At 70.3% G+C, this 23,486-nt stretch carries 20 protein-coding genes; 9 read left to right on the forward strand and 11 right to left on the reverse strand.

Annotated elements, in window-relative coordinates; all coding sequences use genetic code 11:
• Positions 1-25: 25 nt before the first annotated feature.
• The 6 genes from QNI14_RS08515 to QNI14_RS08540 form a co-directional block, all read right to left on the reverse strand.
• Complete coding sequence (locus tag QNI14_RS08515; RefSeq protein ID WP_283716115.1) at positions 26-2,146, reverse strand: acyltransferase family protein; 2,121 nt, start codon at positions 2,144-2,146, stop codon at positions 26-28.
• 2 nt (positions 2,147-2,148) lie between these two features.
• Positions 2,149-3,873 carry a right-handed parallel beta-helix repeat-containing protein gene (locus QNI14_RS08520; RefSeq protein ID WP_283716117.1) on the reverse strand — a complete coding sequence of 575 codons (1,725 nt, stop codon included), beginning with the start codon at positions 3,871-3,873 and terminating at the stop codon, positions 2,149-2,151.
• A 4-nt stretch (positions 3,874-3,877) separates the two neighbouring features.
• Positions 3,878-4,960: a glycosyltransferase gene (locus tag QNI14_RS08525; RefSeq protein WP_283716118.1), complete on the reverse strand. Its 1,083-nt coding sequence runs from the start codon at positions 4,958-4,960 to the stop codon at positions 3,878-3,880.
• Entirely contained in the window at positions 4,957-6,093 is a 1,137-nt protein-coding gene (locus QNI14_RS08530) for a glycosyltransferase family 4 protein (RefSeq protein ID WP_283716119.1), read from the reverse strand. Before QNI14_RS08530 ends, QNI14_RS08525 begins: the two co-directional genes overlap by 4 nt.
• An 84-nt stretch (positions 6,094-6,177) precedes the next feature.
• A complete protein-coding gene (locus QNI14_RS08535) occupies positions 6,178-7,638 on the reverse strand; it encodes a tyrosine-protein kinase domain-containing protein (RefSeq protein ID WP_283716120.1) in 1,461 nt (486 codons plus the stop codon).
• A 104-nt stretch (positions 7,639-7,742) separates the two neighbouring features.
• The gene (locus tag QNI14_RS08540; RefSeq protein ID WP_283716121.1) at positions 7,743-9,110 is read right to left on the reverse strand and encodes a tyrosine-protein kinase domain-containing protein; all 1,368 of its coding nucleotides are present in this window, start codon (positions 9,108-9,110) and stop codon (positions 7,743-7,745) included.
• A gap of 77 nt (positions 9,111-9,187) precedes the next feature.
• On the opposite strand from QNI14_RS08540, the gene QNI14_RS08545 reads away from it, so the two are divergent.
• Positions 9,188-10,273, forward strand: coding sequence for a hypothetical protein (locus QNI14_RS08545; RefSeq protein WP_283716122.1), 1,086 nt, complete (start codon positions 9,188-9,190; stop codon positions 10,271-10,273).
• A 178-nt stretch (positions 10,274-10,451) separates the two neighbouring features.
• Positions 10,452-10,598 carry a hypothetical protein gene (locus QNI14_RS08550; RefSeq protein WP_283716125.1) on the forward strand — a complete coding sequence of 49 codons (147 nt, stop codon included), beginning with the start codon at positions 10,452-10,454 and terminating at the stop codon, positions 10,596-10,598.
• 24 nt (positions 10,599-10,622) lie between these two features.
• Here QNI14_RS08550 and QNI14_RS08555 read toward each other — a convergent pair whose 3' ends face one another.
• Entirely contained in the window at positions 10,623-11,066 is a 444-nt protein-coding gene (locus tag QNI14_RS08555; protein ID WP_283716126.1) for a GtrA family protein, read from the reverse strand.
• Positions 11,067-11,121: 55 nt separating this feature from the next.
• Between QNI14_RS08555 and QNI14_RS08560 the strand changes: the two genes are divergently transcribed.
• Both QNI14_RS08560 and QNI14_RS08565 read left to right on the forward strand, forming a co-directional pair.
• The gene (locus tag QNI14_RS08560; protein WP_283716127.1) at positions 11,122-11,919 is read left to right on the forward strand and encodes a glycosyltransferase family 2 protein; all 798 of its coding nucleotides are present in this window, start codon (positions 11,122-11,124) and stop codon (positions 11,917-11,919) included.
• A complete protein-coding gene (locus QNI14_RS08565) occupies positions 11,916-13,388 on the forward strand; it encodes a hypothetical protein (RefSeq protein WP_283716128.1) in 1,473 nt (490 codons plus the stop codon). Before QNI14_RS08560 ends, QNI14_RS08565 begins: the two co-directional genes overlap by 4 nt.
• Here QNI14_RS08565 and QNI14_RS08570 read toward each other — a convergent pair.
• Positions 13,378-13,974 (reverse strand): arsenate reductase/protein-tyrosine-phosphatase family protein, encoded by a 597-nt coding sequence (locus QNI14_RS08570; protein WP_283716129.1) that lies wholly within the window; start codon positions 13,972-13,974, stop codon positions 13,378-13,380. The genes QNI14_RS08565 and QNI14_RS08570 overlap by 11 nt on opposite strands.
• Positions 13,975-14,150: 176 nt before the next feature.
• Here QNI14_RS08570 and QNI14_RS08575 point away from each other — a divergent pair, with 176 nt between their 5' ends.
• Entirely contained in the window at positions 14,151-15,968 is a 1,818-nt protein-coding gene (locus tag QNI14_RS08575) for a hypothetical protein (protein ID WP_283716130.1), read from the forward strand.
• A 12-nt stretch (positions 15,969-15,980) separates the two neighbouring features.
• Here QNI14_RS08575 and QNI14_RS08580 read toward each other — a convergent pair whose 3' ends face one another.
• Together QNI14_RS08580 and QNI14_RS08585 are read right to left on the reverse strand one after the other, a co-directional pair.
• Positions 15,981-16,925, reverse strand: a complete 945-nt coding sequence (locus QNI14_RS08580) for a Ppx/GppA phosphatase family protein (protein ID WP_283716131.1) — start codon at positions 16,923-16,925, stop codon at positions 15,981-15,983.
• Positions 16,926-16,965: 40 nt separating this feature from the next.
• Positions 16,966-18,543 carry a cellulase family glycosylhydrolase gene (locus tag QNI14_RS08585; protein ID WP_283716132.1) on the reverse strand — a complete coding sequence of 526 codons (1,578 nt, stop codon included), beginning with the start codon at positions 18,541-18,543 and terminating at the stop codon, positions 16,966-16,968.
• 136 nt (positions 18,544-18,679) lie between these two features.
• Here QNI14_RS08585 and coaA point away from each other — a divergent pair, with 136 nt between their 5' ends.
• The 4 genes from coaA (at position 18,680) to QNI14_RS08605 (ending at position 22,510) form a co-directional block, all read left to right on the forward strand.
• Complete coding sequence (gene coaA / locus QNI14_RS08590; RefSeq protein WP_283716133.1) at positions 18,680-19,627, forward strand: type I pantothenate kinase; 948 nt, start codon at positions 18,680-18,682, stop codon at positions 19,625-19,627.
• A gap of 92 nt (positions 19,628-19,719) precedes the next feature.
• Positions 19,720-21,570: a glutamine--fructose-6-phosphate transaminase (isomerizing) gene (glmS, locus tag QNI14_RS08595; protein ID WP_283716134.1), complete on the forward strand. Its 1,851-nt coding sequence runs from the start codon at positions 19,720-19,722 to the stop codon at positions 21,568-21,570.
• A 47-nt stretch (positions 21,571-21,617) separates the two neighbouring features.
• On the forward strand, positions 21,618-22,022 hold the full coding sequence (locus QNI14_RS08600; protein ID WP_283716135.1) for an ArsR/SmtB family transcription factor: 405 nt from the start codon (positions 21,618-21,620) through the stop codon (positions 22,020-22,022).
• Positions 22,019-22,510, forward strand: coding sequence for an SRPBCC domain-containing protein (locus QNI14_RS08605; RefSeq protein ID WP_283716136.1), 492 nt, complete (start codon positions 22,019-22,021; stop codon positions 22,508-22,510). The genes QNI14_RS08600 and QNI14_RS08605 overlap by 4 nt, the downstream gene beginning before the upstream one ends.
• A gap of 6 nt (positions 22,511-22,516) precedes the next feature.
• Here the strand turns inward: QNI14_RS08605 and QNI14_RS08610 are convergent, their stop codons facing one another.
• Positions 22,517-23,323: a helix-turn-helix domain-containing protein gene (locus QNI14_RS08610; RefSeq protein ID WP_283716137.1), complete on the reverse strand. Its 807-nt coding sequence runs from the start codon at positions 23,321-23,323 to the stop codon at positions 22,517-22,519.
• Positions 23,324-23,486: the final 163 nt, after the last annotated feature.

A 23,486-nucleotide genomic window follows, 5' to 3' on the forward strand; every position in this document is an offset into this window, starting at 1 on the left:
AGTTGCTCGGTGCGTACCCCTGACTTTAGCGCGGCGTCGAAGCCGGCAACACCGCCCCGAGGATCGCCTGCAGACGGGGCGTGAGCGACTCGACGTACGTCGCCGTGATGTGCGAGCCGGATCGGTAGATGAGCACGTTGCCGACGATCGGCGGGCACGCATCCGCCGCCGGACAGATCACGCCGTTCAGGTCGACGAGCGTGACGGGTGACGCCGGCGGGCTCGCCGACGCACCTGCATCCACCACCTGACCGTCGAGCGTCTCGACCGCCTCGCGTTGCGCGGGCAGTGCGCTCGCCTCGATCGCCGGCTCCCGCTCGTACGCGCAGGTGGCGAGCGACTCGGGGTGCTCCGCAACGCACTCGTACACGTTCATGCCGACCTGCGGGGTGTCGCCGAGCACGATGACCTGCGACCCGGCCGCGACCAACTCGCCGAGCGTCCGGGCGATGCCGTCGGCCATGCGGGTCGTCGCGTCGTCGCCCCCGCCGAACGCGTCGCGACGCACCTGGCTCGTCACGACGACGTCGGGTCGCTCGTCGGCAAGGGCTGCGCGGACGTTCGCGTTCCAGTCCGCGCACGAGGTGTACTCGGTGCCGTCGCGCTCGATCTGGGCGTCCGCGAACGCACAGCTCGACTTGAGGTACGTGACGAGGCGGTAGCCCGCATCCCGGGCGATCGTGTCGAGCGCGGGCTGCCACTGCGCCGCCTTCGAATCCCCGACGAGCGCCATCACGCGGTCTGCCGAGGCATCCCCGTACTCGCAGGTGACGACTTCGGCGTCGACCGTGTCCTGCTGGCATCCGTCGTCGTAGATCACCGGCACGTCGTCGACCGCGTCCAAAGGCCCCGGGACCGCCCACTCGACGCCGTCGAGCCAGTCCGTGGCGGTCATCGCATCGAGGTCGACGGCTGCGGGCAGCGCACCCGCGCCTGCCGGCGTGGCGCCCTGGGGCGGCGAGAGCACATTCGACGGTGCGGCGAGCATGAGCGCGGCACCGCACGCCACCGACACCAGCAGTGCGGTCGCGCCGAACGCGAAGCTCCGCCACGGCCGGACCCGGAACCACTGCGAGAACCGGAGCGGCGTTTCGATCCAGCGCGAGGTTGCCCACGCGGCGACGATCGATGCGGCGCCGATCGCCACGAGCACCGGCCACGACGATGGCAGCACATACCCCGCGATGACGATCATCGGCCAGTGCCACAGGTAGACCGCGTACGAGATGCCGCCGATCCACACGGCCGGCCGGAGCATGAGCACACGCTCGACGACTCCCGGCGCGTCCGCATCGCACCAGAGCAGCAGGGCGGTGGTGGCGAGGATCGGGACCAGCGTCACGGCGTTCGGCCACGACGATCCGTCGACGAGCAGGAGCGATCCGATCAGGGCAAGCGCCGACACCCAGACGATCACGCGGCGGAACGCTCGCGGCGCGGTGCGCACCCGGGCGATGCAGATCGCCGCCGCAGCTCCCGCCGCGAGCTCCCACAACCGGGTGGTCGTGACGAAGTACGCCGACACGTCCCCGATGGACGTGAGATACAGGGCATACGCGAGGGATGCCGCGCCGACGAAAGCCACGACGACGAGCGCGGTCCGCCGCGCGGACCCGCGGAATGTGCGCGCGAGCAGGAACGTCGCTGCGAGCAGGAGCGGCCAGATCACGTAGAACTGCTCTTCGACGCCGAGCGACCAGTAGTGCTGGACGGGGGACCCGGCGGCATCCTCCGCCAGATAGTCGACCGAGCGCGCCGCCAGCAGCCAGTTCACGCTGTACGTGCCGGCGCCGATGATGTCGAGCCCGAACTGGGGCCACAGGATGCGCGGCACGAAGAGCACCGTCGCCGCTGCGGTCGCGACCAACACGAGCGTCGCTGCGGGGATGAGGCGCATGATCCGGCGGCTGTAGAACGACACGAACGAGACGCGTCCGGTGCGCTCGGCGTCGCGGAGCAGGTGCGAGGTGATCAGGAACCCCGAGATGACGAAGAAGATGTCGACGCCCACGAACCCGCCCGGCAGGGCATCCGGGAACAGGTGGTAGGCCAGCACCGCCAGTACCGCGACCGCACGGAGACCCTCGATCTCGGGTCGCAGATCGCCGCGCGTGCGTGGGCGGGTGGCCAGGGGAGCGGCGGACACACTCATCCGACGACCTCGCATTCGACGTTCGTGAGGCGATCGGATGCCGCCCCGGTCAGACGGTTCTCGCACCCGACCACGTTGCCGGGGTGGCGCACTTCGACGGCGTAGCCAGCGGCGGCATCGCGGGTGGGGAACGTCGCGGCATTGTCGAGCACCAGGTTGCCGGTGCCCCATCCCTCGACCGGTGGGCGGTAGATCTCGATGCCGTTCATCGGGATCGTCGTCCGGCCCTCGTTGCCGACGACCACCCAATCGCGTGAGCGCAGCACGATCCACCGCGCGGCATCCGACCTGCCGTCCATCCGGATCACGTTCCCCGCGATGACGCCGTCGACGGCGCCCTCCTTCACGTCGACCGCTTCCGCAGACGTGCGGGCGATGTCGTTGAAGAGGATCGCGTTGCGGTCGGAGCGGTCGGGCTCGCACTGCCCGCCGATGCACCCTGCGGTGCATCCCTCGTACGTCGTCGCGCACCAGTTCGAGTAATGACTGCCCACGTAGATACCCTCGCCCCATTCGGGTCGGGGCGTGTCCTCCTGCAATCCGGTGTCGCGCACCTGGGTGTGGGCGATGACCGAGTCGGTCGTGCGCGCGCGCAGATGGATCGCCTCGTTGCCGGTGTCGTGGACCTGCCCGTCCACGAAGACGATGTGGTCGCTGCGATCGACCATGACGCCCTTCCGGCTCCGTTCGACGCGCACTCCCGCCACGATGACGTGGCTCGAGTCGGCGATGTGCAGTCCGTACCCGCGGTCGGTCGATTCGCCGCGCAGGACCGCACCCTCGGCGCAGACCCAGATCGGATCGTCGGCAGTGCCCGTCGCGCGGATCGAGAACGCACCGTCGTACACGCCGGCGCGCACCTTCAGCACGTCACCCGGCGTCAGCGCGTCCAGCGCATCCTGCAGGTCGTCACCGGGATCAGCCGTCACGTCCGCCGAGGGGCAGTCCGCCAGGCGCGGGTACGACACCCCTACCTCGTGTGCGGAAGGTGTGCGCCTGACCGACGAGGCCGCCGAGGACGTGGTCGTGGAGGTCTCCGATGCCAGTGCATAGGCGATATCGGTGGATGCCACGGGCGAGACGTGGTCCATGTAGGTCGTCTGCGTCGCAGGGATCGATGCGATGCGCTCGAACGCTCGGCCGCCGATCGAACGGAGGACCCAGCGCGTCGTCGCGGCATCGTCGGACGGGGGAAGTCGGAGCTCGATGCCGCCGAGCGTCCGCGCAACCTCGCGGACCGGTGGCGGGGCCGCCGCGGCGGCCGACTCGAACACCTGGAATGCGACGAGCGACGCCCGGCCGCCGGACGCGTCGATCTCGAGCACATGGCGGCCGGGGGACAGATCGGACACCGCGACCGCGATGCCGGCGGGGTCGACGTCGTCGCGGGTCACGGTCGAGACCGTCTCATCGTCGATCCGCACCTTGACGGTGCCCGAGAGTGCCGCACCGTTCGCGGTCCACGAGATCGCGCGACCCTCGAAGGCCATCCGGATCGTGCCGGTGCCCACGATTCCGCCGCCGGGTGCGGGGATCCAGACGCCGGCCCGCTCGACCGCCGCATCGTCGACATCGACGACGCCCGGTCCGGCAGCCGCCCGGGGTCGCTCGGCGGTGACGAGGATCACTCCGACGACCGCCGCGACGAGCGCGACGAGGACGGCGAGTGCGATCCACCCCACCGGGCCTCGGCGCTCTTCCGTCGCTGTCGGTTCGCTCATCGCCTCAGCGGGCGAGCGTCGCCCGGATGGCCCGCTCGAGGACGTCGGTGCTGCCACGGGTCGAGAACACGTCGAGCCAACCGGCGGGCACGTCGGTGCGCTGCCGGTGCGCCTCCAGGACGGCGTGCGCGTACTCGTCGACCGAATCCGATCGTGCGAAGGCGCCCGAGACACCGGGGACGAGTGCGTCGGCGCTTCCGTAGGCGGTCGAACCGACGACGCACGGTACGCCCTGGCTCGCGGCCTCGAGGAGGACGTTCCCGAACCCCTCGACCGCGGAGGGGAGCAGGCACACGGCGTTCGGAGGGAGGGCTTCGAACCAATTCTCGACGCGCCCTGCGAGATGTACCGGCACGTCGCCACCGGCGGACGCCAACGACGCGTCCAGCGGGCCCGCCCCGAAGAAGGTGACGCCCTCGACCGGATGCTCCGTCGCGACGCGCGCCGCGATCTCGAGCGCGAGGTGCGGCCGCTTCTTGTCGACGAGGCGGCCGGGGATCACGAGATGAATGGGCTGCGAGCTCGCAGCCGCCTCGCGGGCGCGGTAGGAACCGACCTTGCCGACCGCCGGGTTCGGGACGACCCACACACGCTCACCCGGCAGGTCGCCGGCGAACGCGAACACCGCGCCGACCGGGTGCGAGATCGCGATGAACGCGTCGGCCTTGCGGTACAGGCGACGGAACGCCAGATTGCGGGCGGCGACGTGGAGTGCCGAGTGCGAGCGTTCGGCGAACGGGATGTTCCGTTCGCTGATCGCGACGCGCGGCCGCTTGTCCGCAGCCAGGCGAGCGACTTCGCGGAGCAGCTGGATGTTCGCCCGCGTCATCATCGAGATGACGAGCTCGGCCGTCGACCCGGCGAGATACCGGCGGAGGGCCGCGGTCTCGCCGCGACGCCCGACGCCCTCGCGCGATGCCGAGATCACGGTGACCCCGCTGAGCTCTGGCTCCTCGGGTCGGGCACGCAGGAGGACGATCTCGACCTCGTAGCCGCGGACGGTGAGTTCCTGCGCCCAGGTGGCGGCGACGAACTCTGCGCCGCCACCGAGCAGTGACGGGAGGACGAATGCGATCCGGCGGCTCACCAAGGCGTGTCCGTGGAGTCGGGATCGAGGACGAACGGCACGAGGCGGGTCGCGCGGAGCCCGCTGACCGAACCGGTCGCGGCCTCCGTCTGCAGCGTCTCGGCGGCACGGATGGCGGCGGCGACCGACTCGGGGGTGCGCTCGGCGATCCGGGTGCCGTTCTCGCCGTCGACGACCAACCCGTTCGGCTCGCCACCGGCGGTCGTGACCACCGGGAGGCCCGAGGCGAGCGCCTCGACCACCGCGCGGGGGAAACCCTCGTGGTGCGACGTCATGAGCAGCAGTTCGTTGCCGCGGAGGTGCTCTGCCACCTCGTGCTTCGCAACCGGACCGACGATGTCGATCCGGTCCTCGATGCCGAGCTCCGCCGCGAGGCTTCGTGCCTCGTCGATGAGCGCGCCACCGCCGAGCATCGTGAGGCGGTAGTCGTCGTCGAGCAGCGCCATCGCCCGGACGGCGAGCATCGGATCCTTCGTGGCCTCGAATCGGCCCACCCAGAGCAGCCGACGTCGTGGCGTGGTCACCTCGTCACCGGGGAAGAAGTACTCGTCGTCGAACCACGTCGGCGAGAAGCGGACGTGCCCGCCCCACTCCGACAGGCGCTTCGCGGCCGGGCCGTTGAACACGACGACGTCACGGCACGATCGCACGGCGTCGCGCTCGAGTCGACGGAACGCCCCCCGCGCACGCTTGAAGTAGCTCTCGTTGCCCAGCGAGATGCTGTCTTCGCCGTCGTTGTGGATGAACTGGATGTGCGACGTGGCGCGGATGAACCGGCGCAGCGCGAACCCCGTGGTCACCCGGTGGGTCTGCAGCGTGATCGGGCCGAGCTCGGTCAGCCGGCGGCGGTACCGCAGGAGACCGGCGACGAGCTGGGCGACATGGGGGACGCGCGGACGCATCACCGTGTTGTCGGAGCGGTACACCGGCAGGAACCAGACCGACCGGCCGTCGATCTCCTCGCGTCGCCACACGCCGAGCTCGGCGTCGCCGATCGCGTCGACGCCGACGATACGGAGGTCGATCGCCGGATCGCGGAACTTCACGAGTCCGCGGATGCAGGTGTCGACACCGCCGGGCTTCGGACGTCGTGGATCGACAGGCTCGACCAGGACGCGAACCGATGACTTCACGATGATGCGTTTCCTTTCGTCCGCAGCGGGCTCGCTGAGCCTAGCCCGGGCGTGTTACGGACTCGTGTTCTCGGATGCCGGCGCTCAGCGCTGCCGCTGCGGGGTGGGGCGACGGCGCGAACCCTTGGGGGCCGGCTGCTTGGCAGACGTCGCCGACTTGCGCAGCGTCGCCCGGGTCTCGGTGGTCGGCTGCGTCGACCCGTAGGTGTAGTTGCCGTACGAGTAGCTGTCAGGGCCGCGCGTCGGCAGCATCGTCGGGACGACGCCGAGGACGGTCGCGGCGGCGGTCTGTGCCGCCTTCACCGCGCCCGCGAACTGCTGCTTCTTCGTCCGTCCGCTCGCCGCGGCGAGGATGATGCCACGCGCCTTACGGCCGAGCACGGCGGCATCCGTCACGAGGAGCAGCGGCGGGGCGTCGATGATGACGTAGTCGAACGACGCGCCGAGCTGGGCGAGGACGTTGTCCATCGCACGCGACCCGAGGAGCTCGCTTGGGTTCGGCGGGATCGGTCCCGAGGTGAGCACCGACATGTTGCCGCGGCCCCAGGGCTGCAACGCGTCGGCGAGCGCGACGCGGCCGATGAGGACGTCTGTCACGCCGACGCCGCCCTCGATGCCGAGGTAGTCGGCCACACGCGGAAGGCGGAGGTCGCCGTCGATCAGCACGACACGTGCGCCGGTCTCGGCGAGCGTGATCGCGAGGTTGGTCGACGTGGTCGACTTGCCCTCACCCGGGCCGGCGCTCGAGATGACGAAGATGCGCGACTCGTCGCCGGTCGCGAGGAACTGCAGGTTGGTGCGGAGTGCGCGGAACGACTCGGCACGCGGGCTGCGCGGATCGGCGTGGACGACGAGCGGTCGCTTCGGCGCGTCGGGGTCGAAGGCGATGCCGCCGAGGATCGGCGCGTCGGTGATCGACTCGATGTCGTGCAGCGTGTGGATGCGCGTGTCGAGGATGGTCCGCAGCGCGCTGACGATCACGCCGAGGATGAGCCCGGCGGCCACGCCGACCGCGATCCAGACGAGAAGGCTCGGGCCTGCGGGCGACGACGGGACGACGGCGGGCTGCACGACACGGACGTTGACGGCGCTGCCCGACTCGCCCTGCGCCTCGAGCGAGTTCTGGACGGCGTCCGAGAGGCTGGCGGCCGCGGCGTTGGCGATGTCGGCGGCGAGCTCGGGGTCGGAGGCGCTCGCCGTGAGGTAGAGCATGACCGTGTTCGCGGGTGCTTCCGCGCTGATCTGTCGCGCGAGCTCAGGGCTCGTCACGTCGAGCCCGAGCTCTTCGATCACGGGGTCGAGGACCACCGCAGTGCGGGCGACGGCGACGTAGCTGGTGATGATCTGGCGCGCGTAATTGGTGCCCTGCAGGAGATCGCTCGCAGCACCTTCGAAGCGCACCGATACGTACATCTGCGTCGTCGACTCGTACGTCGGCTTCGAGACCAGCGAGTACGCTGCGCCGGCGGATCCCCCGAGGATCACGCAGACGAGGAGGATGAGCCAGTTCTTGCGCAGGATCCTGATGTAGTCGTGCAGCTCCACCGAGCAGTACCCCCATAGTGCGTCGACCGCGTGTCGTCACGGCCCCGGCCATTCTGACATACCGCGTTGCTGGGTCCCGCCCGCGCCCACGAGTGCGGACGGCGTCAGCGCGAGCGGTGCGCGCGCTCGGCGCCGACCATCGACGGGTCGTCGCCGACGTGCCGATCGAGGACCACGCCGACCACCCGTGCGCCGCTGGAGTGCGAAAGCGCGGTGCGGGTCGCGTGCACCTGCGCGGCCGTGGAGACGTCGGATTCGAGCACGAGGATCATCGACCCGGCGACGCGGGCGATGATCGAGGCATCCGCTCTGCCGAGCGTCGCCGGCGCCGCGATGACGATGTGGTCGACCGACTCGCCGAGACTGCGGACGATGTCGTGCATCCGGTCGCGGTCGAGGAGGTTCGACGGAGATTCGAGCGTCTCTCCGGAGGGGAGGACGAACAGCGGGCGGCCCGGGACGCCCCGCAGCACCTCGCTCACGCGGCGCGATCCGTCGAGCACCTGCGCCAGGCCCGGGTGCCCACCGAGCTGGAACATCTCGGTCAGCGGCGACGTGTGCAGATCGCCGTCGATGAGCGCGACGGACTCGCCGGTGTCGGAGATCGCATAGGCCAGGTTCGCTGCGACCCGCGCCGCAGCGAGGTCGTCGGCGGGCGCGGCGATCACGAAGGCGGAGGTGTCCGCTTCACCGACGAAGGCGATGTTCGTCCGCAGCCGGCGGTACGCCTCGGCATCGCGGTCGGACGGCGCATCCCGGACCACGAGCGGTCCGCGGTCTTTGCCGCTCATCGCGGGGATCACCGCGAGCAGGGGTGCGCCGGCGAGTGTTGCGGCGTCGTCGCCGTTGCGGACCCGGGTGTCGACGATCGCGCGGAGCGCGGTCAGCGAGAGCCCCGCGACGACGCCGATCGCGCCGCCGATGAGAGTCCACAGCCACAACGACGGTCCGGCCGGTGAACTGGCGACCAGCCCCGGCGAGATCTGGACGATGTTGAGGCGGTCGGCTCCGGCCTCCAGATCGTCAGAGACGTACGTGGTGAACGACGCCGAGACCGCGTTGACGATGTCGGCTGCCCGCTGCGGGATGGTGTCGACCACGCTGATGGACATCACCTGGCTGCCGGTCCGGCTCGAGACCCCGATCGCCCCCGCGAGTTCGGCGCGGGTCATATCGAGCCCGAGCTCGTCGATGACCGGTTGCAGCACCGGCGCGGTGTGGACGATCTCGATGTAGCTCGTGACCGCCTGTCGTGCGTAGCTGCCGCCCTGCGACAACTCCTGTGTGCCGTCGCCGTCCGGCACGGTGATGTAGAGATCGGCCTGGGAACGGTAGGTGGTCGGCGAGGTGAGGGCGGTGAGCGCCCCGAACGCCGCACCGAGCGCGATGCAGGCGACGACGAGCACCCAGTGCGCGCGGAGCGCACCGAAGAACCGTGCGAACGTCACGAGGCCCCCGCCCGAATCATCCATCCCGCGACCAGTCGTCGCGTCGCGCGTCGAAGGACTACGCTCTAAAGGTCGAAACTACCAGCCTGGGGGGTGGCGTAATGGGGGCGGACGCCGATCGCGACCTCCAGCGCATCATCGACGGACACGTCAGCGGGCCCAGGGAGCACGTCGCGATCGCGAGCTCGTCGGCGAAGACCCGCCCGATCCGCCGGACGCGCGACCCGCTGCACATCGCGCTGGCGGCGGCCGCCGTCGTGGTGTCGGTCGGGGTGACCGCCCTCGCCGTGGAGCGCTCGCTCAGTGACGCACCGTTGCGAGCAGCCGAAGCCGAACTCCTCGAGCGGCAGGCATCGGTCAGCAACCGGGTCGCGACGTTCGACCGCGCCGTCGTCGCCGCAGACGAGCGGCTGACCGCGCTCGATGCGCAACTCACCCGACTCCGCGCGGTCCGCGCGGAGCTCAGTGACGAAATCGCGGCGCGCGCCGATCGACGGTTCGCGACAGTGCTCACCGAGGTGTCGGACCGCGCTGCGGCGGTCCGACTGCCCGAGGCGGGCGACCACGCGTTCGACGAAGACCCCGCGTCGCTCGAAACCATCGCACGCGCCCTCGACGATGCGCGCCGCGCCGGCGCCGACCTGACCGAGAAGCACGCCGAGCTCGATGCGGCCGTCGCCGAGATCGGTGACCTCGAGGCCGCCGTGCTCGCAGCGGCAGATGCCTATGCCACCGTCATCGGCGCGATGGCGCCGACACTCGACGCTGAACTCACCCTGCTGACGGACGAGCAGCGGGCGGACGTCGCCGAGGCGCTCACCGAGCTCGCCGCGTCCGTCCGTGCGGGAACTGCAGACGAGCAGGGCGCCCAGAACGCGCTCCGGGTGGTCGCTGCGGCGCGGGCTGAGCAGGAACGGCTGCTCCTCGAAGCCGAGGGGACGGACGACTCGCTTCCGCCCGTGTTCGTCCCGCCGGGTGGGGAAACGCCGGCACCGGATCCCACGACGCCGGCACCCGACCCGACGACGCCTGCACCCGACCCGACGACGCCGGCACCGGACCCGACGACGCCGGCCCCGGACCCGGAACCGACGACACCCGCGCCCGACCCCGACCCCGAGCCGGAGCCAGAGCCCGAACCGCCCGCCGAGCCGGACCCGGGCATCCCGTTCATCCCGTTGCCCTGACTCACGTCGGCCCTGAGGTCATCGGCGGGTCCTCGTTCATCGGTGGATCCGCGGTCGTCTGACAGCGCGGCGTCATCGACCGTTCATCGGTGGATCCACGGTCGTCTGACAGCGCGGCGTCATCGACCGTTCATCGTCGTGGCCGCCCTTCGTCATACGAGGTCGCTACATTCTCGCCATGCCGGGGAAGAGACGTTATCGCGAGGGGCCCGAACCGTGGTGGCTGCGGGACTACGGCGGGGTACGCGGATGGATGCTGATCCCGCTCGGCATCCTGCTCATCGGTGTGGTTGCGACCGTCGCCGTGCTGGCGGTCACCCGCTGACAGCTCGTCGGCGGAGGGTCCTCGTCAGGGCCGTGCGGGCTGCGCCCGGAACACGATGAAGTGGTAGAGCGCGAAGCGCACCACCACCACGACCGCGATGCTGAAGAGGTTCACCGCGTTCAGCGCCAGCACGCCCGCTTCGCGCCCGAGCACTGCCTCGACCGCGAGGTCGCCGCCCCAGACGATCACCGCACCGAGCACCGTGCACATCGCGTTCGTCGCGAGGAAGAGGGCGAGCTCCGCGCGACGGCTGCGGCGTGCACGACTGCGGAACGCCCAGTGTCGATTCCCGAAGTAGGCGTTCACGAGGGCGATGAGCGACGCGACGATCTTCGCCGTCACCGGCTCGACGCCGAACGCCAGAAGTGCGTTGAACGAGACGATCTCGATGACCGTGCTGATCGCGCCGACAGTGAGGAACCTCGCACCGAGCGCGAGTGCGCGCCGGGCGCGGGAGGGACTGCTCATCGTGTCGACTACGCTACAGGGATGTCTGCACCGAGCCCGCCGAGGAGATGAACCGATGACCCTCGGCCATGTCGCCCTCGTCATGCCCGCGTACAACGAGGCCGACGGCATCGAAGGCTTCCTCGCAGAGCTGGTCGCATCGTTCGACGGTGTCGCCGATCGACTCACCATCGTCGTCGTCGACGATCGATCCACCGACGGCACCGCCGATCTGCTCGAGGCATCCGAGATCCAGGGGCTCGTCGTCCGGCGCCAGCCCCAGAACGGCGGCCACGGGCCGACTGCCCTCGCCGCCTACCAGGCAGGACTCGCCTGCGACGCCGATGTCCTCGTCCACGTCGACGGCGACGGGCAGTTCGACGGCTACGACGTCGCTCGTGTGGCGCAGCACCTCGCGATCGGGGTCGCGGACGTCGTTCACGGCGTCCGACGCCAGCGGGACGACCCGTGGTTCCGTCGCGTGCTCAGCGCCTCGCTCCGCCTCGTCGTGGCCGCAGTCGCGAGGCGCGGCATCCGCGATGTCAACACACCCCTTCGGGCCTACCGACCGGACCGCATCGCCGAACTACTCGACAGTCATCCGGGGGAACTTCTGATCCCGCACGTGCACTTCTCGATCGCCGAGGCCCGCCGCGGGTGGGACGTCGACGAGGTCGAGGTGCGCAGCCGCGTGCGACGGGGCGCGACGGCCACCGGCACGATGTGGGGCGGCACCCGCCGGAAGCACCTCCCGACACGTCGCTTCGTCGCCTTCGTCGCGCGTGCCGGCGCCGAGTTCGTCGCGGCCACGGTGCGTCCGCATCGTGCGACCGCACCGCAGCGGGCCGACCAGTCGCTCACCGAAACGGCATGAACCCCGCTGTCGTCATCGAGCGCGCTGCGCTCATCGTCGCGTGCGCGGTCGCGGCCGTCGTGGCCCTCGCGACGATCTTCGAACGCGGGCTCTGGGAAGACGAAGCGTTCAACCTCACGGTGCCGATCAACCTCGCGGCCGGGCTCGGCTACTCGAGCGACGGCACACTGTCGGGCAGCCTTGTGACGGCGTTCGACCCGCGCATCTCGACGGGGCCGATCGTGTTGCTCCCGATCGCTGCGGCCGTGCTCGTGGGTGCCGACCCGGTGATCGCGGGCCGCGTGATCGCCGTGGTCTTCTTCGCGGCGCTCGTCGCGCTCACGGCCCTCCTCGGACGCAAGGTCGGCGGTGCGTGGGGTGCGGTCGCCGCCGTGGCGATGCTGGCGGTCTTCGACGGCTCGCAGTCACTGTCGCCGATCCACGCGCCGAGCGACATCCTCGGTGAGGTCCCCGCGGGTGCGCTGCTCGCGGGGGCAGCGCTCCTGCTTCCGCGACGACCGCGCGCTGCGGCGCTCCTGATCGGACTGGCCGCGCTCGCCAAGACGATCTCGCTGCTCGCGGCGCCGGCGCTGTTCGCGGTGCTGTTCGTAGTGGCATCCGACCGGACGATCGTCCGACGGGTCGTCCGGGCAGCCGCAGTGACGGCGCTCACGGCGGTTCCGGTCGTGATCTGGGAAGTCGTCATCTTCGGCTCGCTCGGCCCGGCGCGGTACATCGATCACCTCCGCTCATCGGTGGCGTTCATCCGCACCGGCGGTCAGCAGGGATACGCGACGGCGGTCGGCGACAAGGTGGGCGCGCTGTTCTCGGCGTGGCACAGCCCGTGGCAGGTGGTCGCGATCGTCACGCTCGTGCTGATCGGTGTCGTGATCGCCGTCGTCGTCGCACGCATCCGGCGCGACGGGCGAATCGGTCTCCGCGTACTCGCCAGGAACGACGTGGCCTTGGTGCTGCTGTTCGCGGCGGTCGGACTGTTCGCATTCCTCGGTTGGTGGATGACCGCCCAGCACACCCCGGCATGGGTGCGGCATCCGGCTCCGGGCCTGCTCGCCTTCGCGCCGGTGATCGTCGCCTTCGCGATCGGTCGGATCCACACGGTGCTCCGAGGTCGATCGTCGCCGGTTCGCCTCGCGGCGGCCGTCACGTCGATCGCGCTCTTCCTGGGCGCGGTCGTCATGGGGGTCGGCGCGGTCCGCACCGCGTTCGAGCCGACCGGATGGAGCCTCGCGACGCAGCGCGGCGCGGCAGCGCAGATCGCCGAGGTCGGTGCCGAGCAGATCGCCACCTCGTGGGGGCGAGTGGTGGGCCCGATCGTGCTCTCGGGCGCGCACGTGGCGCTGCTCGACGCGCCTGCCGAGAACATCATCGACGCGTGGCGACTCACCCGCGACGGCACGGGGTCGGGCTGCCATCGGATCGACCTCGGTGCGGGCTACACGCTGTGCCCGCCCGACGCGGTCAGCCGCTGACGGCGATGCGGACGAACCGGGCGATCTGATCGACCGCCGGGACGAGCTGGCGCCCCATCAGCTCGTACGTCTCCCACGGGAGCCGGTACGGGTCGACGACGTCGTCGTCCTCGGGTGCCTCGGGCGGCGGGATCATCCCGCGCTGCCCGGCGGCGAGCTGCACTGCCGCGCGCAGCCGGGCCGACGCGTCGGTGCCTCCTGCGTCGGCCGCGCTCGCGATCTCATCGTCGGAGAGGGATGCCGCGAGCCGCCCGAGCTCGCGAGCGGTGAACGTGGTCCGCAGTCGTGCCGGGGCCACCGAGACGACGGCCTTCCGGTGCTCCCTCGTCATCGCGATGACGAGATCGGGCGTGCGCAGACGCTCGGCGTCGACGAGCTGCGAGCGGTGCGAAGCCGCCTCATCGGCCGGGACGCCGAGCATCACCGCGAGCCGCTGGGCGTCGTCGGGCATCTCGGCGCTGCGCATGTCGAACGTGCCGCCGCTCGTCATCGCGTGCGGGAGATCGGCCAACCGCTGGTGCAGCAGCTGCTGCGCGAGCGGCGACCTGCAGATGTTCCCCGTACACACGGTCATGATCTCGAACACCGCACACGCCTCCCGGATCGATCGGACGATTCGAGCCTAACCGGCGCCGCGCGACCGCTCCGTCGCGCCGAGGCGCTACCGTGCAGTGCAGGCGACGATGCAGTGGACAGGCGTACACTTTGGTCGAGGGACCAGCCCGAACCGGTCCTTGGCGCACAGGCTATGGGGAGGTCGGGATGTCATTGCGAGGATCAGCTCTCGCGAAGCGACGCATCCGACTCGGCGCTCACGTCTGGTGGGACGCCGTCACCAGTGGTGCGTTCTTCTCGCGTACCTCCCTGCTGCTCTCGCTCCTGATCGCCATGACGGTCATGGCGCCGTTCCAGCACTTCGACTCGTCCGACGATTACCTGAGCGTCCTCCTCGTCGGCTTCCTCGGCTGGGCGCTCCTCGCGATCGCCCTCCTCCCCGCGGCGTTCGCCGAGCGGCGACTGCGTGACCGACGGGCACGCGTGCTGGTGGTGCTGGGCGCGATCGTGGCGGCATCCGTCGCCCGCCCCTTCTTGAACGAACTCCTCTTCGCCGTCTTCTACGGGATGCCGCCGATCCTCGACGACTGGGCGGCTCGGGTCACGTCGAACATCGTGTTCTGGGTTGCGGGACTCTCAGTCATCGCGATGACGGTCCGCTCCATCGAACTCACGCGAGGTACGCGCGGCCGGCTCAACGCGGCGGTGGCGACCCTCACCCGCGGTCGCCAGCGACTGGCGAGGTTCGAGAACGACAACCGTGTCGCCCTCGATGAACTGATCGGTGAATTGCGCATCAAACGCGAGGCGCTGCTCGCCGGCACGATCGACTTCCCGGCCGTGCGCGCGTACTCGGAGGTCGTGCGCTCGGCCAGCCACCGGCTCGAGGAACGCGCCAACCTCAACTTGAACCTCATCGACGCGAAGCAGCCGCCGACGCCCGAGCCGATCGGTGAGAGTTCGGCGCTGGCGATGCTGCGCCCGCCGCCGGTCGGCATGGTGGGCGTCGTCTTCCTCGCGGGCGGGCTCCCGTACACGAACGGTGTAGGCGGCCTCCAGACCGCGGTGACGGCGCTGCTCGTCGCGTTGCCGCTGACCCTGGCGGCCGACCTCGTCACGCGACTGCTCGCACGGCGGCAGCCGCCGACGGTGCGCGGTTCGGTCATCGTGGCCACCTGGACGGTCGCCGGCATCCTGATGACGGTCCTCGCGCATCTGCTCGTGGACGCCGAGGACCCGTCGAAGCTCGTCCCGCTGTTCTCGATGCCGCTGCTCGCGATCGCGCTCGCCGCGTGCACGGATGCGATCGCACGGGCCGCGATCAGTTCTCGGCGCCTCGAAGCAGTGCTCGGGCTCGTCGCCCGCACGTTGACGTCGAAGACCGCCGAGGCGCGCAGGCCGCTCCGCAACGCCGCCCACGTCCTCCACGGCCGCGTGCAGGGGCGCTGCGTGATGCTCGCTGCGTACGCGGACGAGTGGGAGCTCACCGACGCCGAGATCGACGGGTTCCGATCCGACACGGATGCCGCGTTCGACTCCGTCCTCTGGTTCGAGGCGGAGGCCGATTCGCTCGGACGCGAGGGGCTCGTCCAGTCGAACCACGAGGACGTGGCGGAGCTCGTGGCGACGTGGGGCGGCGTCCTCGACGTGTCGAGCGAGATCTCCGAGGAAGCGGCGGACGTCCTCATCGATCCGGCACTCTCGCACCGCGTCGCGACGGTCGTGAACGAGGGGTTCGTCAACGCGGTCAAGCACTCCGAGGCGAAGGCCGTCTGGCTCTCCATCGACCGTGAGGGATCGGCGCTGCTGGTGCGGACGTGGTCGATCGGTGTCATCGAGCGCGCGCCGGTCGTGGAACCGTCGTCCCGCGGCGTCAGCCTGCTGGGGGAGGGCGCGCGCATCTTCCAGCGCGGCGACGAGGTCGTCCTCGAAGTGCCCGTGCCGCTCGCGGCCGAGCCGACGTTCAGCGCGCCTGCGATCCCTCGCTCGTCTGGGATGTTCCGGAAGGCATCGCCGCGCGCGTGAGCGCGGAGTGCGTCAGACGCTCGGTTCGTTCCAGCTCAGCGACTCGATGTAGCGCAGCAGCACGCCTTCGCGTAGCGCCCACGGCGAGACTTCGAGCTCGTCGACGCCCATCGCGGTCATCGCGGTGTGCAGCACGACCGCGCCAGCCACGATCTGGAACGTGCGGTCGGCGGTGATCCCCGGCAGTTCCTGCCGAGCGGATGCCGGGATGCGCGCCAGCCGCGGGATCCACGAACCCAGTTCGCGGCGGGGGAGCACCATGCGGTCGCTTCCGGCCCAGCCCGGCGCGGGGTGGCCGACGAGCTTCGCGAGGGAGCGGATCGCCTTGGACGATCCCACCACGTGGTCGGGGCGAGGTTGCGACGCCATCGTCTCCACGGTGGGGGCGAGGGTCGCGCGGGCGTGCTCGCGCAGGATGTCGACAGCCGCCTCGCCCGGCGGGTCCTCGGGGAGGAACTCGATCGTCATCCGGCCGGCGCCGAGCGGGACGGATGCCGCCACCACGGGCAGCTCGTCCCGGCCCGCCGCGATCTCGAGCGATCCGCCGCCGATGTCGAAGAGGAGGATCTGGCCGGCCGACCAGCCGAACCAGCGGCGGACGGCGAGGAAGGTGAACCGCGCCTCGGACTCACCACCGAGCACCTGCAGCTCCTGGCCGAGCGCCGCCTCGATGCGCGCGATGACCTCCGCGCCGTTCGTGGCCTCGCGGACGGCACTGGTCGCCGTCGCGAGCAGCTCGACGACGCGTTCGCGCTTCGCGACCTCGCGGGCCTCGGTCACCGCGGCGACGAGTGCGGCGACGCCGTCCTCGTTGATCGAGCCGTCCGGCTCGAGGTAGCGCATGAGCCGCAGCACCGTGCGCTGGCTCGTCGCGGCGAGCGGCCTGCCGCCGGGGCGGACGTCGGCGATGAGCAGATGGACGGTGTTCGAACCGATGTCGAGGACTCCCAAGCGCACGCTCCGAGGCTATCGGAGCGGCATCCGGTGTCCGTGACGGTCAGGTTGCGGTCAGCGACAGCTTCGGCGGGTTCGGCCCCTTCGGCGCCTTGATGATCACGCCGACGTCGACACGAGCGCCGGGCGTGAGGTTGTCGAGGCCCCAGTTCTTGCCGGCACAGGTGACCTTCGCGTTCGCGGCGCCCGCCGAGGTCAGGGTGCAGTCCATGCCCCAGGCGCTGTCGATCGAGGTGGCGCCGGGCGAGACCCAGCTCGCCCGCCACGACTTCACCTTCCTCGTCTTCGGTGCGGTGACGGTCAGGCCGACCTGATACGCGCCCTCCCAGGCCGAGGTCACCGTCATCTTCGCTGTCGTCCACCGCGAGGTCGCCGTGGAGCTCTTGCCCACCGATGGGTCGGAACCGGGCGCCGGGGACTGCGACGGCGCCGGTGTCGGAGACGGGTTCGGTGCGGGCGTCGGCGTGACCGGTGCCTTCGGGTAGGCGACCTTCTTCGGCGTGAGGAGTGGGCGCAGGTACGACAGCTTCGCCGTCTGGCGGGTGTACCAGTCGTCCTCCAGCAGGCCGCCGGTGTCGCCGCTGTTGGGGTTGAAGGACCAGTACGCGAAGCTGATGTTCTTGCGATCGAGGTACTTCACGAACGCCGAGAGCCACCGTTTGTCCGATGTGGTTTCGAGCTTCGTCCCGAATTCGCCCACCAGAACCGGCGCGATGTTCTTCGAAACGAGGTAGCCCCAGTTCCGCTCCCACACGCCGGGGAGGTTGGCGGGATAGTTCTTCGCAGAGAACCACGGCTGGTACGCGACCGACACCGGGTACTCGTGCGGCGAGTAGACGACGCGGTTGCGGACGTTGAGCGTCACCGGCTTCTTCGCCGCGCCGCGCAGGCCGCCGCCCCACCACGTGACCGAACCGTCCTCTTCGTTCTGGACGCCCTCGACGATGATGAGCAGGCGCGCATTGACCTTGAGGATCTCGTTGCCCGCGCGGATCGCGGCGGCACGCCAATCGCGTGAGCGGACGCCACAACCCCAGCAGGCGTTGCCCCGCGGCTCGTTGTGCAGGTCGAACCCGGTGACGGTGGAGTTGTGCTTGTACCGCTTCGCGAGCATCTTCCAGTCGGCGATCCACCGGGCCTCTGAGTAGCGCGAGGTGTACCAGAGCTCGGACTGCGCGGCCGAGTCGGGGCGATGGCGGTCGAGGATGATGCGCAGCCCGTACTTGCGGGCGCTCGCGATGACGGCATCCATCACCTGCAGTGTGGAGGCGTTCGCCAACTTCGGGTTGATCGCCGTGTTGATCGAGTTCACCCGCTTCTTCGCGAGGCACTCGTTCGAGAAGGGTAGCCGCACCGCGTTGAACCCCATGCCGGCGATCTGCGACATCCCCTGATCGAGGGTGATCGACCACAGGCCGTGCGGGGCGCAGGTGTCGGTCTCCATGCCGAACCACGAGGTCGCGCGCAGTCGGACGGTGTTGCCGGAGTCGACGTGGATGATCTTCGAACCGCTGGTGCGGAGCCAGCTCAGCGGGGCTGACGACGCGGCGGTCGCAGGAGCGGGCGCGGCGACGACGCTCACCGAGACGGCGAGGACCGCCACCGCCAGTGCTGCCAGCATCCGTCGCAACATCGTTCGTCCCCTGAACATCCGGTTCGTCACCCCGACGTTCACCGAGCTTCCAGGGTACGGCACCGCCGTCACGCGCTCGCGTCATGGTGCCCGAGGCGATCCGTACCCCGCTACCATTGCGCCAATGTCCCCCGACGAGACGCTGACGCCCGTCGACTCGCTGTACCGCGAGATCGACCGTGCGGACTGGGCGCGCATGGCCTCCGGCATGGAGCAGCCGCTCACCGAGACCGAGATCGTACAGTTGCGCGGTATCGGCGACCGCCTCGATCTCACCGAGGTCCGCGAGGTCTATCTGCCCCTCAGCCGGCTGCTGTCGCTGTATGCCGGCGCGACGAAGCGACTCGGGGCGGATGCCGCGGACTTCGTCGGTGAAGCCGACTCGACGACACCGTTCATCGTCGCCGTCGCAGGTTCCGTCGCGGTCGGGAAGTCGACGATCGCGCGACTCCTGCGTGAGCTCATGAGCCGCTGGCCGGGCACACCCCGCGTGGAGCTCGTCACGACCGACGGATTCCTCTACCCGAACGCCGAGCTCGAGCGTCGCGGCATCATGGACCGCAAGGGGTTCCCGGAGTCGTACGACCGCCGCGCCCTCGTCGAGTTCCTCGTCGCCGTGAAGTCCGGCGCGGCCGAAGTGCGCGCCCCCTACTACTCGCACATGCGGTACGACATCATCCCCGACGCGCACGTCACCGTCCGCCGCCCCGACGTCATCATCGTCGAGGGGCTGAACGTGCTGGCATCCGCTCCGAATCCTCACGACGTCGCCGTGAGCGAGCTGTTCGACTTCTCGATCTACGTCGACGCCGAGGTCGAACACATCACCCAGTGGTACGTGGATCGGTTCCTCGCCCTGCGCGAGGCGGCGTTTTCGAACCCGAACTCGTTCTTCAAGGTGTTCGCCGACATCCCCGACGATGAGGCGGTGCGACTCGCCCTCGGGTTCTGGAACGACATCAACCTGCCCAACCTGCGCGAGAACGTCGAACCGACCCGCCACCGGGCGAAGCTCGTGCTCCGCAAAGCCGCCGACCACACCGTCGAGACGGTTCGGCTGCGCAAGCTCTGACCGCCGTCGCCGTCAACGTCGTATGCGCGTGGCGACGCGCCCGGTCGCGACGCGCGGCGGAGTCCCAGGCGCCCGGACCTAGCATTGACCCCATGTGTGGAATCGTCGGATACGTGGGGCCTCGCGACAGCCAGGCCGTCCTCCTCTCGGGCCTCGCCCGCCTCGAGTACCGCGGATACGACTCCGCCGGCATCGCCGTCATCGACGGGGCAGGCGAGCTCGGCATGCGCAAGCGCGCGGGCAAGCTCCAGGTGCTGCGCGACGACCTCGCGGCATCCCCCCTCGCCGACGGCACGACCGGCATCGGCCACACCCGTTGGGCGACCCACGGCGGACCCACCGACGCGAACGCGCACCCCCACCTCGCCGACGACGACAAGCTCGCCGTCATCCACAACGGCATCATCGAGAACTTCGCCGAGCTCAAGGACGAGCTGGCAGCCGACGGCTTCACCTTCCGCAGCGAGACCGACACCGAGGTCGCCGCGGTGCTGCTCGGCCGCGAGTACGCGGCATCCGGCGATCTGATCACCGCCTTCCGAGCCGTCGTGAAGCGATTGGAGGGCGCCTTCACCCTGCTCGCCATGCACCGCGACCAGCCCGGCCTCGTCGTCGGCGCCCGCCGCAACTCGCCGCTGGTCATCGGTCTGGGCGAGGGCGAGAACTTCCTCGGCTCTGACGTCGCCGCGTTCGTCGAGCACACGCGCAACGCCCTCGCGATCGGACAGGACGAGATCGTCGCGATCACGCCGGCCGGCGTCGAGGTCACCGACTTCGACGGTGCGCCTGTCGAGACGTCTCCCTTCGAGGTCGTCTGGGATGCCTCGGCCGCCGAGAAGGGCGGCTGGTCGTCGTTCATGGCGAAGGAGGTCTCGGAAGAGCCCGAGGCCGTCGCCAACACCCTGCGCGGGCGCCTGCACGAGGGTGCCGTCACGATCCCCGAGCTCGACGGGCTCGACGACCTGTTCGCCGGGATCAACCGCATCATCGTGATCGCGTGCGGCACCGCCGCATACGCGGGCATGGTCGGCAAGTACGCCCTCGAGCAGTGGACCCGCGTGCCGGTCGACGTCGAGCTCGCCCACGAGTTCCGCTACCGCGACCCGGTGATCGGCCCCGACACGCTCGTCGTGTCGATCTCGCAGTCCGGCGAGACGATGGACACGCTCATGGCGGTCAAGTTCGCGCGCGAGCGCGGCGCGAAGACGCTGTCGATCTGCAACACGCAGGGCGCCACCATCCCGCGCGAGTCGGACGCCATCGTGTACACGCACGCCGGTCCCGAGGTGGCCGTGGCGTCGACCAAGGCGTTCGTCGCACAGATCACCGCGCTGTACCTGCTGGCGCTGCACGTCGGTCGCGTCCGCGGTGCGCTGTCGGATGCCGCGTCGGTCGAGGCCGTCCGCGAGCTCGAGGCCGTGCCCGCCAAGATCGTGCGCGTGCTCGAGAAGGAGCAGGCGCACATCGAGCAGTTCGCCCGCTGGATGGGCGACACCCAGTCGGTGCTCTTCCTCGGTCGCCACGTCGGCTACCCGATCGCCCTCGAGGGTGCGCTGAAGCTCAAGGAGATCTCGTACATCCACGCCGAGGGCTTCGCCGCCGGTGAGCTCAAGCACGGACCGATCGCGCTCGTCGAGCCCGGCCAGGCCGTCTTCGTGATCGTGCCGTCGCCGCGCCACTCCGCAGAGCTGCACAAGAAGGTCGTCTCGAACATCCAGGAGATCCGCGCGCGCGGCGCCCGGGTCATCGCCGTCGCCGAGGAAGGCGACGCCGCGGTGCTGCCCTTCGCCGACGAGGTGCTGCGCATCCCGCTCGCGGGCGCGCTGTTCGAGCCGCTGCTCGCGGTCGTGCCGCTGCACATCTTCGCGATGGGTCTCGCCACCGCGAAGGGGCTCGACGTCGATCAGCCGCGCAACCTCGCGAAGTCCGTCACCGTCGAGTAAAGCGTGAAGGCTTGCACTCTATAAGTTCAATCTTATAGAGTGCGGTCGTGCACGCATTCGACGTCCTCGCAGATCCCGTCCGCAGACGGCTGCTCGAGCTGCTCGCCCCGGGTGAGCAGACCGCGGGCACCCTCACCGACGTCGTTCGTGCCGAGTTCGGCATCTCCCAGCCCGCCGTCTCGCAGCACCTCAAGATCCTGCGCGAGCACGGCTTCGCGGCCGTCCGTGCCGAGGGCATCCGTCGTGTCTACGCGCTCGATCCGACCGGATTGGATGCCGCCGAGGCTGCGCTCCGCCGACTTCGAGCGCCGCTGACGCAGCGCCTCGGCGCGCTGCGCACCGAGATCGCCCGTGGCGCCCGCGCCGCGACGAGGGCCGGGGCGATCGCCGCGGCATCCGACCGCCAGGCGGACATGCCGGCAGCCACCACCGTGGAGAGGGACGCATCATGAGCCTGGACAGCCCCGTCATTGAGCAGCACGGCGACACGTTCCGGATGGTCTACGAGGAGGTGTACCGCACCGACATCGACGACCTCTGGAGTGCGGTCACCACCCCCGATCGTCTCGCGCGGTGGATGGCCGAGTACTCCGGTGACCTTCGCGACGGCGGCTCATGGGAAGTTGCGTCCGACGGCGAGATCTGGGGGCGGGGGACCGTCACCTCGTGCGACGCACCGCACGCCTTCACCACGACCTGGCACGCGACAGGGGAGCAGCCCACCGAGCTCGTTGTGCGGCTCGAGCCCGCCGAAGGCGGCACCCGGTTGGTGCTCGAGCACACCGGCATCCAGTCGATCTTCTACGGCGCCGGCTGGCAGACCTACCTCGAGCGACTCGTGACGCTGCTCGCGGGAGGCGAGGTCGGCGGTGAAGACGCCTGGCAGGCGCGGTACACCGAACTTCGCCCGGTCTACGACACGAAGTTCGCGGCGCTCTGAGGTCGATCAGCCGCGGTTGAAGCCACCGCGCGCCTCGTTGACCCACGCGCGGAGCTGCCACGGCGCGAAGCGGAACAGTCGGGCGATATCGGCTTCGGCGTAGCCCGCCTCGAGCACCGCCGCGACCGCGAACTCCTTCATCGACGGGAAGTCGCGCCCCGCGAGCGGGCCCGTCCGCAGGTCGCGGAAGTTCCGCGGCGCGATCCGGCCGGTGCGGCGGTTCGCAGTCGGGATGTTGCCGGTCGGATTGTTGCCGGTCGTGGGGCCGATCTCGGGGACCGAGATCACGTAGCCGGCCGGCGGACCGCCGCGGTGCTCCGGGGGCAGGGGCGGGGTCGCGTACGGCTGCGTCGGCCAGGGGGGCTGCTGCGCTGCTGGGTGCTGCTGCGCTGCTGGGTGCTGCTGCGCTGCGGGGTGCGGCGAGCCGTGCTGCGGTGCCCCGGGCGGGTGCGCTGCGCCGTGCTGCGGTGGTGTCGGGTGCGCCTGCGGGTGCTGCGAGTGCGGGTGTTGCGGCGATGCCGCAGGGTGGGGCCATCCGGGTGGAGGTGCCTGCGGCATCTGCTGCTGCGGGAGGAAGTCCTGCGTCTGCGCGGCCCACGCGTCGGTCGGGTCCGCATCCGTCGGCTCCCAGACCTCGGGGATCTCGAGCGGGCGATAGTCGGCGGGCGGCTCGGCGAGGAGGTGTGCATCGGGCCAGAGCATCGATGCGTCTTCGGGAGCGACGCGATCGTCGGGAGTGTAGGCCGGGGCGGCGACGTCGAGGTGTGGTTCGGCGGGATCGCGAGGTGGCTCCCGGAATGCGGGTGCGGTCATCGGACGTCCTCTTCGGGTGAGGGTGTTGTCGGTGTCCTTGTGCGACGTCGCACAGGAGGTATGGAGCGCGACGCCAGAATATCCACTTCCTCGCCGGCAGTCACGTCCCGATCGTGGCTCCCCGCACCGCTGTCAGCGTGCGGGATGCTCTCGGCGCCGGGCC

Source organism: Microbacterium dauci (genome assembly GCF_030065535.1).
Classification (GTDB): Bacteria; Actinomycetota; Actinomycetes; order Actinomycetales; family Microbacteriaceae; genus Microbacterium; species Microbacterium dauci.

Coding starts and splice junctions, on each gene's coding strand:
- QNI14_RS08520 (WP_283716117.1), bottom strand. CDS start 3,873: ATGAGCGAACCGACAGCGACGGAAGAGCGCCGAGGCCCGGTGGGGTGG.
- QNI14_RS08540 (WP_283716121.1), bottom strand. CDS start 9,110: ATGGATGATTCGGGCGGGGGCCTCGTGACGTTCGCACGGTTCTTCGGT.
- QNI14_RS08545 (WP_283716122.1), top strand. CDS start 9,188: ATGGGGGCGGACGCCGATCGCGACCTCCAGCGCATCATCGACGGACAC.
- QNI14_RS08550 (WP_283716125.1), top strand. CDS start 10,452: ATGCCGGGGAAGAGACGTTATCGCGAGGGGCCCGAACCGTGGTGGCTG.
- QNI14_RS08555 (WP_283716126.1), bottom strand. CDS start 11,066: ATGAGCAGTCCCTCCCGCGCCCGGCGCGCACTCGCGCTCGGTGCGAGG.
- QNI14_RS08560 (WP_283716127.1), top strand. CDS start 11,122: ATGACCCTCGGCCATGTCGCCCTCGTCATGCCCGCGTACAACGAGGCC.
- QNI14_RS08565 (WP_283716128.1), top strand. CDS start 11,916: ATGAACCCCGCTGTCGTCATCGAGCGCGCTGCGCTCATCGTCGCGTGC.
- QNI14_RS08575 (WP_283716130.1), top strand. CDS start 14,151: ATGTCATTGCGAGGATCAGCTCTCGCGAAGCGACGCATCCGACTCGGC.
- QNI14_RS08585 (WP_283716132.1), bottom strand. CDS start 18,543: ATGCTGGCAGCACTGGCGGTGGCGGTCCTCGCCGTCTCGGTGAGCGTC.
- coaA (WP_283716133.1), top strand. CDS start 18,680: ATGTCCCCCGACGAGACGCTGACGCCCGTCGACTCGCTGTACCGCGAG.
- glmS (WP_283716134.1), top strand. CDS start 19,720: ATGTGTGGAATCGTCGGATACGTGGGGCCTCGCGACAGCCAGGCCGTC.
- QNI14_RS08605 (WP_283716136.1), top strand. CDS start 22,019: ATGAGCCTGGACAGCCCCGTCATTGAGCAGCACGGCGACACGTTCCGG.
- QNI14_RS08610 (WP_283716137.1), bottom strand. CDS start 23,323: ATGACCGCACCCGCATTCCGGGAGCCACCTCGCGATCCCGCCGAACCA.